This is a genomic window from Acinetobacter sp. YH12040 (genome assembly GCF_013420005.1).
Classification (GTDB): Bacteria; Pseudomonadota; Gammaproteobacteria; order Pseudomonadales; family Moraxellaceae; genus Acinetobacter; species Acinetobacter amyesii.
Genome location: NZ_VOZB01000017.1, coordinates 1 through 13,305 on the forward strand (window position 1 = coordinate 1; position 13,305 = coordinate 13,305).

Genomic DNA, 13,305 nt, shown 5'->3' on the forward strand with positions numbered 1-13,305 from the left:
GATCAATCAGTAAAAATCCACACAAGTTGTTCTTCATAATCTCTTAATGATCTTTCTAACATCTCGTCAATGCTAGAAGCTGGACTTCAATAAACTTAACAACTCAACGCTTCGCGTTTCGTTCGTTTCCGTCTATCTCGTCGGTATGGTGCTCATTATAGGGCAATTTCTTACACGTGCAAGTGCTTTTCACTCACAACGAACACGAGTGTTTTATTTTTATGCACCATTATGGTTCAAAAAATACACTTTACTCACATAAATACATGATATTTATTACAAATATCATGTAAAATATTTTTCCTATTTTGTGCGCTTAGTTTTTTTCAGGTGCTGCTTTAATCACCACACTCTGTATAACTACTGGGTTTACAGGGACATTCTGGTGCATTCCATAGTTCGCAGTTGGAACTTTTACGATTTTATCGACGATATCCATACCTTTAGTGACCTTACCAAAAACAGCATATCCCGCATTCATTGCACTTTTATTGAGGAAGTCATTGTCTGCAACATTAATAAAGAACTGACTACTTGCTGAATCAGGATGATTCATCCGTGCCATTGCCAATGTGCCACGCTTATTGCTCAAGCCATTACTTGATTCATTCTTAATCGCCGCTTTTGTTGGCTTCTCCTGCATCTTGACATCCATGCCCCCACCCTGAACCATAAATCCAGGAATCACGCGATGAAAGATTGTACCGTTATAAAATTTTTCTTTTGCATAGCTTTCAAAGTTTTTAGCTGAGATAGGTGCTTTGTCATTGAATAGCTCAATTTCAATATTGCCTTGAGAGGTTTTCATTTCGACAATAGTATTGGCAGCAAAACTGCTTAAGCTCACACAGCCAAGTGCTGCGGTAAATAAAATCTGTTTTAACATTTGCTAACTCTTCTGGTTGATCTCGTACTTGTTATTGACTGTATATTAGTCTTTGATGATTAAAAAGTAATTATTCTGCCATTATTAAAACGAGAACAATGATGACGCAAATAATACCGTCGGACACTGCATTGACACATTTACCGCCTTGGCAACTGCGTGGCGATGCTTTTATTTTGAATTATTGGATCTCTCCGAGTTTTATCCAACGAGCGCAGATGTTCCGTTTAGCGACATCAGCTTTGGGTCGTGTGGTTCAGGTGTTATTGGTCCGATACCATGATTCGCCTGTGGGTCCTTATGACGAATTGCTGATTTTAGATCACCCTTTATGGAGTAAGAAAAGGTTAAGTTCGATACCTAAGATTTATGTTTCGACAGATATCTCTGTCATTCATGGCCAAAAACTCTGGGGTATTCCTAAAGAGTTGGCAAAGTTTGAATGGCAACAACATGACAATGAAGTGGTCTGTACTATAGAAGTTGAACAACAAAAAATGCAGATCCGTTTAAAAAAATCACGTTTACAGCGTTCTTTCTATATTAATAGTCATCATATCCCAGCAGCGATGTTGCAAATCAGACAAGCGTGGGAAGGTAAGCGCTATCAATTTTCACCGAAGTTTCGCGGACGGCTCTCTAAACTGAAACAGGTAGAATGGCATAACACACAGGACATTTTTCCAAATTTTTCTGAAGCACGATTATTGCAAAGCTTTTATGTCCCAGAATTTAGCCTCGTTTTTCCTGCTGCAAAAATCCAAGATAAATAACCCAATAAATAAAAACCCAGTGTTTCACGTGAAACACTGGGTTTACTTTATATAAAGGAATGATTAGCTACGTTTATCCCAAAATTTACGGAACTTCGTACTAATCTCGATCACGTATTTTTTAGCTCGGTGCGAAACCGGGGTTAAATTGATAAAACCATGGGTTTGATCGGTATATTCTTGATAAAACACTTTCACCCCTTGCTGACGGAGTTTATGCGAATAAATTTCACCTTCGTCATGTAAAACGTCATGCCCTGCCGTCACGATATACGCGGGTGCGATACCTGCCAATTTTCCATAGGTTGGTGAAATTAATGGATCATCTAAGGCCACTGCATGTTGTTCCGCATATAAAGCAGTTACGACATCAATATCTTTTTCAGTCAGAACCAAACCATCTTTATAAGCATAGAAAGATGGGTGGCGACTTTTGAAATCCACCACGGGATAAATTAATAGCTGAGCTTGCGGGGCAAAAACTTTCTGAGCACTGCGCTGCGCAACTGCGGTAGCAATATTGCCGCCTGCACTATCCCCTGCCACCGCAATTCGATTTTTTAGAATTTTAAACTGACGACTATTTTGATAAGTCCAAGCCAAGGCATCTTCACAACTTTGCATTAATTGAGCTGGGCTGGCCTCTGGCGTGAGTGGATAATCAATACTTAAAACTTGTGCTTTGGCATGCACGGCCAATAAACGACAAACTTCATCATGCGTGTCTAGACCACCCACCACAAAACCACCACCGTGATAGAACACGATCATCGGTAATTTTTTATTTGGAGCAGGATGATAATGACGCGCAAACAGCGTAGCACTTTGTAAAGGTAGACGTATATCTTGCACTTGTTTCACAAAGGTCGGCTTGGTCTTGATCGACTCCATCTGTAAATCAAATAATTTACGAGACTTCACATAGTCTTCAGTCACAAAGCCTGACTTACCTTGCTTGAGTTGAGCCGCCATCATGCATTTCACCAGCGGATCTAATTCTGGAAAAATAAACGGATAATCGAGACGTTTTGCGAGGCTTTCTTTGGCAAAGTTAGGAAGACGATCAAGTAACCGAGCAGCCGTACCTTGGCCTTTATCTTTCATATTTTTAAGTGATTCATTCAATGCAAACATGCTCTATCCTTCGAATTATGCTCTTCATACTTTCTACATGATCTAGGTCAAATGTGACCATATTCACATATAAGTCTCAACATCGACATACATAGTACAAACCTAGTTAAGCTAATCTTCTTTTATAGAGTTGTCATTGACAATTTACCCAAGTTTTATGGGTTGATTATGCTAACCCATTCTCGATAAAGGATACTCACCATGGCTAAAAAGATCATCCTTCTGTCTTTTGCGACTGCTTTTTTGGCTGTAGGCTGCGTAGCATTCCCTGAAGATGGTTACTACGATGGACGTTATGATCAACGTTATGACCGCCGTTATGATCATAATGATCGACGCTATGATAATCGTTATGATCGCCGTTACGACAGTCGTTATGAACAAGACCGCCGTACATGGGAACGTCAGCAACAACAACGTAATCGTTTAGAGCTCGAACGTAGAAAGCAGCAACTTGACCAGCGTAACTGGGAACAAAATCGTAAAAATCAACAAGAGTGGGATCGTCGTAAAAACGAACTCGAACGTCAACGTCTAGAACAACAGCGTAAATACTCTGAAGCTGAACGTCGTAAACGTGCTGAACAAGATCGTCAAAAAGTCAGCAAAGAGCGTCAGCGCTTAGAAGAACAGCGCCGTAAAGCCAGTCAAGATCGTAGAAAACAAATTGAGCAAGAGCGCAAAAAAAATATTCAAGATTTAAGAAAGGCATCAGATCAACAACGTAAAGCGGCTGAAGAACGTCGTCGCGCATGGGAAAATCGCCGTTAATTGATGTTTTTTTCAGATCGGTTAGAAGTAAAAAGCTCATCTACAGGATGGGCTTTTTTTCGTTCACTAAAAATAGAAAAGGTAAAAAAAAGCAATAGAAAAAAAATAGACAGAAGAGGCATCCTATCTTCTGTCTATTCTTGACTGCCTGTTGTTACAGGTCAGAGAGCATTAAACAATCTTATTGCTGAACTGTAGGTTGTGGTGCAGGCGCAGATTGAACTTCAGCACCTTGAGCTGATGGATCTGCTTGAACCACAGCACCCGATTGCTCTGTTGTTACAGATGCTTCAGTTGCAGACGTTACTTGTGCGGTTTCCGGAGATTCTACAGTTTCTTGAGAAGTACAACCCACCGCAGCTAAACCAAAACCTAAAACTGCGACAGCGAATAAACCAATTTTTTTCATCTTCATTATTTCCTTCATTGAATCATTAAAAGCAAAGCTCAACTTTGCCCGAGTCATAATGGAAAAAAATTCTGTGAAGTTCCCACCTTCTGAGTTGTACTTTGTACGAGGCACGGTACAGCTTATGAAATGTTTTATTAATTAGGCGGTTTTCTTTCATTTTAAGGCTTTACATCATTTTTTTAACTCAAGTGCTTTGTTTTTTATTAAAAAAATAAATATAAATGATTTTGAATAAAGCGTGATCACAGCTTTTGAATACAACAAAGTTCAACAAAACTTGCAACTCAGTTACTTAAGTGGCTGTTTTTATAAATTTCATGCAAAAAAAAAGCCTGCTTATGAGAGAAGCAGGCCATGAAAAACACATTTGAAATAAATTAAGAAACTACAGCGATAGAATCTGAAACAAAGAATACTGTGCTGATCATTTTTTGTGAAATATTTAATAAAACTGATACTAAGAGTTTTTATGTATAAATATTAACCACTATTTTTTGAGGCAAAAAAAATGCTGATTCTTGGGAAATCAGCATGGAAAAGTGTTTCTAAAATCTAGAGGTAGTCACCATATCCCTCTCTCCAGTGGATATGGTCACTTCCGATAGATAAATTATGCAAATTTTCAGGCACAAAGAGAAACCGTTAAAATTTATGATGAAAATCTATAAATCCGATCAAAATATGATTATACATTCAAATCAATAATTTATATTTTCATAGAATTTAATTTTGCAGTCGATATTTGGCTGAAAAACCATTTATTTGAATAAAAAATTGCATTTAATCGCTGACTTCGCTTGAATTTTTATACCCTGCCCCGATTTCTTTTATTAATCATGAATTCAAAACGCATGGCAGTTACGCATCGATGTCGTTTGAACGCACAGCTATAAGGACTGAACATGTTTAAGAACCCATTTAAACGGAGTAAATCAATGGCGACTGAGCAAAACCAAGACGCTCAAGATCTTCAACAAGAGCAAGCAGAACAGCAAACTCAAGCTGAAAACGAGCAAGCTGAAGTTTCAGTTGAAGATTTACAAGCACAAATCACCAATTTAGAAGAAAGCTTAAAACTTGAAAAAGCACGTACTGCAAATGCCGTATATGAAGCGCAAAAAAGTGTAGAGCGCATTCAACGCGAATCTGAAAAGCATAAAGATACTGTGCTGGAAAAATTTGCAAAACAATTGCTTGAGTCAGTTGATAACCTTGAACGCGCGATTGCTGCGGCAGGTGATGAAAAATCAGGTTTATCTGAAGGTGTAGAACTTACACTGAAATCATTGCTCAGCACTTTAGAAAAATTTGGTGTGGTTGCTGTGGATACTGCAAATGGTTTCAATGCAGATCTTCATCAGGCTGTGGGCATCGATCCAAATGCCAAATCGAATGAAATCGGAACAGTATTGCAAAAAGGCTATAGTTTAAACGGTCGCCTATTACGCCCTGCTATGGTTATGGTTGGTGCATAAAGACAAATTTTCTGAGACGAATTAAAAATTTTAACCAATATTACTTGAAAATTTTTGATTGGCTCTCATATCGGATAACAAGCGAAAACATCGTAAAAGAATTTTAGAGGAAACATCCAAATGGCGAAAATCATTGGTATTGACTTAGGTACTACAAACTCTTGCGTAGCAGTACTTGAAGGCGACAAAGTAAAAGTAATCGACAACGCTGAAGGCGCTCGTACAACCCCATCTATTATTGCGTATAAAGACGGCGAGATCCTTGTCGGTCAATCTGCTAAGCGTCAAGCAGTGACTAACCCTAAAAACACATTATTTGCAATCAAACGTTTGATCGGTCGTAAGTACCAAGACCAAGCTGTGCAAAAAGATATCGGCCTTGTACCTTACAAAATCATCAAAGCTGACAATGGCGATGCTTGGGTTGATGTAAACGACAAGAAACTTGCACCACAACAAATCTCTGCTGAAATCTTGAAAAAGATGAAAAAAACAGCTGAAGACTACCTTGGTGAAACAGTAACTGAAGCGGTAATTACTGTTCCTGCGTACTTTAACGATGCTCAACGTCAAGCGACTAAAGATGCAGGTAAAATTGCTGGTTTAGATGTTAAACGTATCATCAACGAACCAACAGCTGCTGCACTTGCGTTCGGTATGGACAAAAAAGAAGGCGACCGTAAAGTTGCGGTTTACGACTTAGGTGGTGGTACTTTCGACGTATCAATCATTGAAATCGCTGACCTTGATGGCGACCAACAAATCGAAGTGTTGTCTACAAACGGTGATACATTCCTTGGTGGTGAAGACTTCGATAATGCATTAATTGAATACTTGGTTGAAGAGTTCAAGAAAGAACAAAGCGTAAACTTGAAACAAGATCCGCTTGCACTTCAACGTTTAAAAGAAGCTGCTGAAAAAGCAAAAATCGAGCTTTCTTCTTCGAATGCAACAGAAATCAACCTTCCATACATCACAGCAGATGCGACTGGTCCTAAACACTTAGTGATCAACGTGACTCGCTCTAAACTTGAAGGTTTAGTTGCTGAATTGGTTGCTCGTACAATTGAACCATGTAAGATTGCACTTAAAGATGCAGGTCTTTCAACCTCTGACATCTCTGACGTAATCTTGGTGGGTGGTCAGTCTCGTATGCCACTTGTACAACAAAAAGTACAAGAGTTCTTCGGCCGTGAGCCACGTAAAGACGTGAACCCAGATGAAGCTGTAGCGATGGGTGCTGCGATTCAAGGTGCAGTACTTTCAGGTGATAAAACTGACGTACTTCTTCTTGACGTAACTCCGCTTACACTTGGTATTGAAACAATGGGTGGCGTGTTAACAGCGATCATTGAGAAAAACACGACGATTCCTGCGAAGAAATCTCAAGTGTTCTCAACTGCTGCAGACAACCAACCAGCTGTAGACATTTCAGTTTACCAAGGTGAACGTAAAATGGCTCAACAAAACAAATTGTTGGGTAACTTCCAATTGGGCGATATTCCACCTGCTCCACGTGGTGTACCACAAATTGAAGTATCATTTGACATCAACGCTGATGGTATCTTGAAAGTATCTGCAAAAGATAAGAGCACAGGTAAAGAGCAATCAATTCAAATTAAAGCTAACTCTGGTTTGAGCGATGCTGAAATTGAAGCGATGATCAAAGATGCTGAAGCGAATGCTGAAGAAGATCGTAAATTTGAAGAATTAGCGAAAGCACGTAACGAAGCTGATGCACTTGTTTCTTCTGCTCAAAAAGCAGTAAAAGATCTTGGTGAACAGGTAACTGCTGATGAGAAATCTGCAATCGATGCTGCTGTAGCTGAGCTCGAAGCAGCGACTAAAGAAAACGATGTAGATGCAATCAAAGCGAAAACTGAAGCACTTCAAAACATCATTATGCCGATCACTCAACGTGCTTATGAAGCTGCACAAGGTCAAGGCGGTGCTGAAGGTTTTGATCCTAACGCTTTCCAAGGCGCTGAAGGTCAAGCTCAAAAAGCAGATGACGGCGTTGTAGATGCTGAGTTCACTGAAGTGAAAGATGACAAAAAATAATTTGTCGCTTTAACTGAGTCTTTCAAAGCTCAAAAAGACCGCGCGAAAGCGCGGTTTTTTTGTGGATGATTTTATCTGCATCAGGCAATATTCAAATAACACGCTAAAGTTCAAACAGCCACATTCTTCTCGACTGCCAATCTGTCTATACTTAGATTTGCATAGCGCTAAATTTCAGTTAAATTAATGCAAAATAATCAAGTTTTGCGACGCTATGCGTTTGATTTTAATTATTGTTGTCATCGTTTTGAGTACTTGGTGGATCTATCAAACCAAGCAGCATCCTCAACTGAAATTTAATTCAATTTCAGATCGACTTTTACACCCTCTCGATACCCGACTGCGTTATCGGGTTGCTGATGTCGATCCGCGTTTTGGATTAAGCCAGCAACAAGTCATTCAACTTAGCCAAGAAGCCGCAGAGATATGGCATAAAGGGACACTCAAACCGTTATTTATCTATGACCCAAATGCACAACTGGCGATCCATCTAATTTATGATGATCGCCAAGAACAATACAATGCCTATAAGCAAGTCCAAAAGACCTTAGCCGCAGATAAAGCCCGTAATGATTTATATGCCGAGAACTTAGCAAATTCGAGAAAAGGTCTGGAGATGAATGAGCAACAGCTCCGATCAAAACAAGCCATGATCCGTGCGGAAATCGCACAGCTGTCGCAAGAACGTATGAATTGGAGCCGAATAGAGCATGCACAAGACCCCAATATGCAACGCGTTGAAAGAGAACTTGAGCAAGTTAAAGCACAAGCGATGCAATTAGACCAAGAAATAGATCGATTTAATCAGCAAAATGATCAATTTAACCAACAAGTCTTAAGCTATAACCAGCAAATCGATCAATATAATGCAGGCGTGATACAAGCCAGTCAGCGCTTTCCTGCTCGAGAGTTTCATAAAGGCGTTTTTATGGGGGATCAGATTCAGATTTATCAATTTGATGCCGAAGATGATTTACGCCTTACCCTTGCCCACGAACTCGGACATGCTCTCGGCTTATCTCACCATAATGACCCTGCTGCATTAATGTACCCAATCTTAGGCGCGCAACAATTAGAAAACTTTAAACTGATGCCAGCAGACCAAGGCTTACTATATTATCGTTAGAACACCCTGAGCAAAAAAAACCATACAATTTATAAGGATATTATAGGATTCACCAACAATAATTAGCATTTCATGTTATTGTTGATTTGCAATAATTCCCTTATATCAATGACATCTTACGTGGAGAGCAATGTGAGTTACTACCATATCTTAATTGAAGTGAATGACCACATCAGCACGATTGAACAAACCCGTGATATTGAGATTTTTGATATTACAGACATTCAACCTTATCTCCATGCGGTACTTTTACCCTTTTTTAATGAGCAATTAATTGAGCTCGAAGACGAAAATCTTGAGTTTAAAGATGTCTTGCATTTACAGGTCAAACAAACCCTATTGCCGATCCGTGACCTCATCGAAGAAGAACAACGCCTGCTTCCGAGTGATACCGATGTCACCATTACGGCATATGAAATTTTTAATAATTATCAATTGACTCAAGACGTGACTACCGTAATTTTAGATCTATTAGAAGCACTAAAATTTGAAGCCTAATATCGATTTTAAACATTAAAAAAGCCCTCTAAATGAGGGCTTTTTTATGGCTCAATTCATCATCGCGATTAGATCGAGAATGAAGATCCACATCCACACGTGGTTGTCGCATTCGGGTTTTGAACCACAAATCGAGAACCTTCAAGACCTTCAATATAGTCGACTGTTGAACCAACTAAATATTGATAGCTCAGTGAATCAACCAACATCTTCACATCACCATTGATGAATTCAGCATCATCTTCGTTTTGGCTTTCAGCAAAATTAAACCCATATGAGAAACCTGAACAACCACCACCAGTCACATATACACGTAACATAAGGTCTTGATTACCTTCACTCTCACGCAATTGGCGTACTTTATTGGCAGCATTGTCAGTCAGCACAAGTGCTTGAGCATTCATGATGGATTCCTCTGAGTCATTGGGGTGTCTTTAAAAAGAAAAGACCATATTTCAAGTATAACATACTCAATATATGGTCAGTCTTCACAGTTTAAAGTTAAATCAGAGTATTTTTCTCAAGATTCATTTAAAACTTATTTATAGTTTTCTTCCTGTAATGCGCATTCGAAGTTTTTCGGATCTTGTTTACAGCGGAATTGCCATAATAGTTTCATCATTCGCTTGTCGTAGATACCACGTTTAGTCAAATCAATACGCGCTTCACGCATCATTTTTTGATAACCAGCTTTGTCTGCAGTTGGAACATCCATCCAATATTTGGCTGGAATTTCCGATTTCATTTTTCCTAAAATGGTGAATGCACGAGGTAATTGTGTTTTGACCCAATCACGTGATTTTTGTCCATAACCTGCAGGGAATTTATCTGGGCGAATAATGATATTTCCCGTCACTTGTAAAATTGGATAATTGACGATTGCGCCTTTGCTGCCTAAACCTTTATGTAATTCCAATGGTTTGAACACCGCAGCAGGTGCCCCAATTATATCTACCTGACCATTGTTAAATTTGGCGCCAAAATTGGTTACATCAGCACTGACTGCTTGAGCTCCGACCTGCTGCACCATAATTTTCTGTGCTTCATCATAGTCAAGCACCGCAATTTTTTTACCTGCTGCTTTAGCGACAGTATTAATACTTCGGTCATTCACTAACAGATAGGCATCACCAACAGGTATCACACCTGCCACTTCATATTTACTATTAACCATGCTCTTAGCAAATGTTGGACTTGCAAGACCTTGCATAACTTTTACGGCCAATTTCAAATCTGGAATCGCACCAATGGCATCTAAAGAACCGGTAAAATTATTGAATTGGCGACCACGCATACCAGTAACACTGATCCCATCACATTTACCAGCTTTAAAATCTTCTGCAATCACCGCTTCATTTTGACCGACGCGGAGCTCAATGTCTGCGCCCCAGTTTTTTGCCGCCAATTGATAATCTTTCATCAGGGTAAAAACATCACCATTTTTACCGACCAAATCAAATACGCATACCACTTGCTTCGCTTGAGCTACGCCATTTACCGCTATTAATGCAGCAGCAACACTCAATGCCTTTGTCCATTGTTTCATACTGACTTTCCTTGTTTTTTAATGTTTTTGTTTTTAACCATTTTTTTAATTTTGGGTCATGCTGAGTTCGATTCAATTGACTCACAGCCCACGATTTGAATTTAGATTACCTGAATATTTTGCTGACTCAATGGCGAGAATGACCTATAAATTTGCAAAAAAAAGCCTGGATAAATCCAGACTTTTTTCTTTAAATATCAGCTTATTCGCCGCCAAGTGAACATTCAAAATTAGCTTTATCGACAGAACAACGTGCCTTTTTCAAAACAGACATCATGCCTGCATCGTAAATGCCACGCTTCGTCATATCCATACGACCTTCACGCAGTAATTTTTGATATTTGGTTTTATCTTCTGCACTTAGGTTAAGTTTATATTTCGCAGGAATACCCGCTTCTAGACGGTTAATCATCGCGATACTCTTCGGTAAGTGTTTCACAAACCAATCACGAGATTTTTGACCAAAGCCTGCAGGAAACTGATCAGGACGAATAATAAAGTCCGCAGTCACTTGTAAAACTGGGAAGTTAAACATCGCACCATTGGTACCTAAACCTTTATAGATCTCTAATGGTTTGTAGGCATATGCAGGCGCACCCACCATATCCACCTGACCATTATTAAACTTCGCCACAAAGTTAGATACATCTGAAATCACAGCTTGAGCGCCGACACGTTGCACCATGATTTTTTGTGCTTCGTCATAGCCTAAAACTGCAAACTTTTTACCTGCTGCTTTTTCAATTGAGTCAATTTTTTTGTCTTTGACAAAGATGAACGCTGAACCTAGTGGGGCAATACCCGCCACTTCATATTTCTTACCACCTAGATTGCTGACCATTTTTGCAGCATTACGTTGGTCTAATGCAAAGGTAATCGCACGTTGTGCAATCGCATTGCTTGGTGCGCCACCCAGCGCATCAATAGAGCCTGCAAATTTATTGTACTGACGGGCACGCATCGCCGTCATAAATACGCCGTCACATTTACCTGCTTTGAAGTCATTGTCGGCTACTGCTTCGTCTTGACGCGGAATTAAGTTAATTTCAGCACCCCAGCCTTTTGCTGCAAGCGCCCATTCCTGAGCCATTTGATATGACTCGCCTGACTTACCCAGTAAGTCAAATACACAGATATCTACTTTTGCTGCCTGAGCTGAACCAGCAAAGCCAATTGCAGCAAACGTAGCCAATGATAGGAGCGTTTTTTTCATTCTATTTTCCTTTCAAATCTTTTTATGGTTCAGAGGTGTCCTTACACAAGCCCGATATTAAGCAAGTTAAATTAAAAAAAATAGAGCATTTACTCCATTTATTTATGTCATTTTGGCATATTCTGTTTTTCTGTGATGCATATCACTTTTTATATAAAGTAAAATTATAAATATAATCATCATCTTATATTTGCAAAAATGGCTTTTTACATTTACAGCGATTGCATCAAAATTTACAAAGAAATACAGAAAAAAGCTTATTCACCCGCCACTGAACACTCAAAATTGGTTCGCTCAATCGTACAACGGGCTTTTTTTAGTACCGTCATCATGGTGGAGTCATAGATCCCTTGTTTGGTTAAATCCATCCGTCCTTCACGCAATATTTTCTGATACTTCAACTGATCATCTTTGCTGAGATTCATCTTATATTTGGCAGGAATTTCAGCTTCCATGCGTTTTACCATGGCAAAACTTTTTGGTAATTGCTTAACAAACCATTGCCGAGAAGGTTCAGCAAAACCTTCTGGGAATTTATTATTACGAATAATCAAGTCTGCCGTGACATTCACCACAGGAAAATTCACCATCGCCCCAGTAGTGCCTAAGCCTTTTGAAATTTCGAGTGGTTTAAAGGCATAAGCCGGTGCAGCCACAATTTCAACTTCAGCCTGATTAAACTTGCGAATAAAATTAGAAATTTCTGACATCACTGGCACAGCGCCAACACGGTCTACCATCACTTTTTGCGCATAGTCATAATGTAAAATGGCAAATTTTTTACCTTCAGCTTTTTCTAAATTATTGATATTGCGATCACGGACAAAAATGTAGGCTGAACCAATTTGCCCGATCCCTGCCACTTCATAACTATCTTTGCCTAGATTGCTAATCAGTCGTTTACTGTTCCGTTTATCTAAGACATAGGTAATGGCTTTTTGTGCGATAGTATTATTCGGTACACCGCCAATGGCATCAATCGAACCGGCAAATTTGTTATACGCACGTGCCCGCATCGAGGTCATATAAAATGCGTCACATTTCCCTTCTTTAAAATCTTTATCGACTTTGGATTCATCTTGATATGAAATCAATTGAACTTGTGCTCCCCATGCCTTACTGGCCAGAGACCACTCTTCCATCAGCTTATAAGATTCCCCCGCTTTTCCAAGTAAATCGAACACACAAACCTTCTGATTGGCATAGCTTTGTGCAGACATCACACCTGAAAGAAGCGATAAAATTAAAATTCCTTTTCTCATTTCTTATATTCCCAATATGTTTTATTAATCCATTTAAAACAACAACTTGAAATATTTTTTTAATACTATAGCCCTTTCAATATACCTAAATACGTGGAATCTGTCACATTTTTTCAGATGGTTGCGATGCTTTGTTTTTTCTTTTGCA

The 13,305-nt window shown here is 39.2% G+C and carries 13 protein-coding genes; 6 read left to right on the forward strand and 7 right to left on the reverse strand.

What is annotated here, in order from left to right; genetic code table 11:
- Positions 1 to 316: 316 nt before the first annotated feature.
- Positions 317 to 886 carry a peptidylprolyl isomerase gene (locus FTT99_RS15115; RefSeq protein WP_180024952.1) on the reverse strand — a complete coding sequence of 190 codons (570 nt, stop codon included), beginning with the start codon at positions 884 to 886 and terminating at the stop codon, positions 317 to 319.
- A gap of 101 nt (positions 887 to 987) precedes the next feature.
- On the opposite strand from FTT99_RS15115, the gene FTT99_RS15120 reads away from it, so the two are divergent.
- On the forward strand, positions 988 to 1,659 hold the full coding sequence (locus FTT99_RS15120; RefSeq protein ID WP_180131309.1) for an acetoacetate decarboxylase family protein: 672 nt from the start codon (positions 988 to 990) through the stop codon (positions 1,657 to 1,659).
- A gap of 63 nt (positions 1,660 to 1,722) precedes the next feature.
- Here the strand turns inward: FTT99_RS15120 and FTT99_RS15125 are convergent, their stop codons facing one another.
- Positions 1,723 to 2,793, reverse strand: coding sequence for an alpha/beta hydrolase (locus tag FTT99_RS15125; RefSeq protein ID WP_078194436.1), 1,071 nt, complete (start codon positions 2,791 to 2,793; stop codon positions 1,723 to 1,725).
- 201 nt (positions 2,794 to 2,994) lie between these two features.
- Between FTT99_RS15125 and FTT99_RS15130 the strand changes: the two genes are divergently transcribed.
- A complete protein-coding gene (locus FTT99_RS15130; protein WP_078194437.1) occupies positions 2,995 to 3,564 on the forward strand; it encodes a hypothetical protein in 570 nt (189 codons plus the stop codon).
- 181 nt (positions 3,565 to 3,745) lie between these two features.
- Here FTT99_RS15130 and FTT99_RS15135 read toward each other — a convergent pair whose 3' ends face one another.
- Positions 3,746 to 3,973, reverse strand: a complete 228-nt coding sequence (locus FTT99_RS15135) for a hypothetical protein (RefSeq protein WP_228144800.1) — start codon at positions 3,971 to 3,973, stop codon at positions 3,746 to 3,748.
- Positions 3,974 to 4,911: 938 nt separating this feature from the next.
- Between FTT99_RS15135 and grpE the strand changes: the two genes are divergently transcribed.
- The 4 genes from grpE (at position 4,912) to FTT99_RS15155 (ending at position 9,136) form a co-directional block, all read left to right on the forward strand.
- Positions 4,912 to 5,451: a nucleotide exchange factor GrpE gene (gene grpE, locus FTT99_RS15140; protein WP_111885723.1), complete on the forward strand. Its 540-nt coding sequence runs from the start codon at positions 4,912 to 4,914 to the stop codon at positions 5,449 to 5,451.
- Positions 5,452 to 5,571: 120 nt separating this feature from the next.
- Positions 5,572 to 7,512, forward strand: a complete 1,941-nt coding sequence (dnaK, locus tag FTT99_RS15145; protein ID WP_078194438.1) for a molecular chaperone DnaK — start codon at positions 5,572 to 5,574, stop codon at positions 7,510 to 7,512.
- A gap of 214 nt (positions 7,513 to 7,726) precedes the next feature.
- A complete protein-coding gene (locus FTT99_RS15150; protein ID WP_180131260.1) occupies positions 7,727 to 8,638 on the forward strand; it encodes a matrixin family metalloprotease in 912 nt (303 codons plus the stop codon).
- 120 nt (positions 8,639 to 8,758) lie between these two features.
- Positions 8,759 to 9,136, forward strand: coding sequence for a hypothetical protein (locus FTT99_RS15155; RefSeq protein ID WP_171263823.1), 378 nt, complete (start codon positions 8,759 to 8,761; stop codon positions 9,134 to 9,136).
- A 68-nt stretch (positions 9,137 to 9,204) separates the two neighbouring features.
- Here FTT99_RS15155 and erpA read toward each other — a convergent pair whose 3' ends face one another.
- The 4 genes from erpA to FTT99_RS15175 form a co-directional block, all read right to left on the reverse strand.
- Positions 9,205 to 9,540 carry an iron-sulfur cluster insertion protein ErpA gene (erpA, locus tag FTT99_RS15160; protein WP_078194440.1) on the reverse strand — a complete coding sequence of 112 codons (336 nt, stop codon included), beginning with the start codon at positions 9,538 to 9,540 and terminating at the stop codon, positions 9,205 to 9,207.
- 134 nt (positions 9,541 to 9,674) lie between these two features.
- Positions 9,675 to 10,682: a putative solute-binding protein gene (locus FTT99_RS15165; protein ID WP_180024958.1), complete on the reverse strand. Its 1,008-nt coding sequence runs from the start codon at positions 10,680 to 10,682 to the stop codon at positions 9,675 to 9,677.
- 202 nt (positions 10,683 to 10,884) lie between these two features.
- Positions 10,885 to 11,895, reverse strand: a complete 1,011-nt coding sequence (locus FTT99_RS15170) for a putative solute-binding protein (protein ID WP_078194442.1) — start codon at positions 11,893 to 11,895, stop codon at positions 10,885 to 10,887.
- Between the two features lie 257 nt (positions 11,896 to 12,152).
- Positions 12,153 to 13,157 (reverse strand): putative solute-binding protein, encoded by a 1,005-nt coding sequence (locus FTT99_RS15175; protein WP_078194443.1) that lies wholly within the window; start codon positions 13,155 to 13,157, stop codon positions 12,153 to 12,155.
- Positions 13,158 to 13,305 lie beyond the last annotated feature (148 nt).